Source organism: Vibrio sp. 1288 (assembly GCF_033344475.1).
This window is the reverse complement of record NZ_JAWPOX010000147.1, coordinates 1-1,063: the sequence shown is the minus strand read 5'-3', so window position 1 is coordinate 1,063 and position 1,063 is coordinate 1. Positions and strand designations below refer to the sequence as shown.

1 protein-coding gene and 1 pseudogene are annotated in these 1,063 nt (G+C 44.2%); both read right to left on the bottom strand.

The window, feature by feature from the left end; genetic code table 11:
• Positions 1–759, bottom strand: a 759-nt coding sequence (locus tag R8O11_RS25225; RefSeq protein WP_318194611.1) for a glycyl radical enzyme domain-containing protein, incomplete at its 3' end; no start/stop codon positions are given.
• 179 nt (positions 760–938) lie between these two features.
• A pseudogene (locus R8O11_RS25220) lies at positions 939–1,063 on the bottom strand (LysE family translocator); the annotation flags it as partial.

Here is a 1,063-nt window from a genome sequence, read left to right as displayed (position 1 = left end):
TTTTAGATTCATGCGTACAAGCGTGTTTGAACCACCAGCTAGCGGGAGTGAGTTGTAGCAACTGACGATACCAAACCGCGCTCCGTTATAAGCATTTGCGTGAATTGGGTAATTCGCAATATGAGGCTTGCTACAGTCACAAATGTTTTTCGTCGCCTGACGTAACAAATCATCTGGTGTGATCGATTCGTCGTACATAAACGTGAGATTTGGTGCAATTTGCTTGAGCTCTGCGTCCACACGTAAAATAGTGCGACAGATAATGTTGTCTGTCGGCCCGATATTCACGTGCATGAAGGCATCCGGCAACGTGCGATCCAGCATGATCCAGAAATGTCGAAGTTTTTTGTAAATCTGCGCTTCAGTTTGGTCGCCTACATAAGGCATCAGGACGTCGTCTAACTGCCCTAAATACACCGGAATATTGGTAACAGACGGCACATGATGATAGATGATGGTAAGCATATTTAGCGCATCATCAAAATCTTCTGCAGGTGACAACTCCAAATATTCAGAGCCTTGAGATAAAAACTTAGCATAGTCAGGTAAAACGTAACGCGGTTTAAAAGGCGCATGACCTTCAAACATGTCACAGATTACGCCATCGCTCATCGCTTCACGAAGTGCTTCAGAAATGGGCATGTATGGAATACATGCTTCGGCTTCTAAAGCGAGGAAGTTAGACTTCTGTTTCGGAGACAAACGGCCGTCAGTTGCGATATTGAGAAAACGCTGTTGGAGTTCAGATAGGCTTGTCATCAAGGATGTTCCTGCAAAAAAGACCACGACATCTGGATCTGGGTAGGTACAGACCATTACCCCTAAAGGGCTAGATTGAATTTTACGCCTAGTTAAGCCTTGCCACTAATGAAAAAAAACAAACCGTTAATTTCCATATTGGAAATAAGCTATCCCTAAATTAGGGGTTACCTCACAATCTAGCTGCGATTCGCCGTAGATAGCATCACACCAGCACTGATAAACACCCCACCCGTCAAGCGATTGAACAACTTAGCTCGTCCTGCTTCAAATAACCAATTGGATGTTTTCACCCCTAATAAGG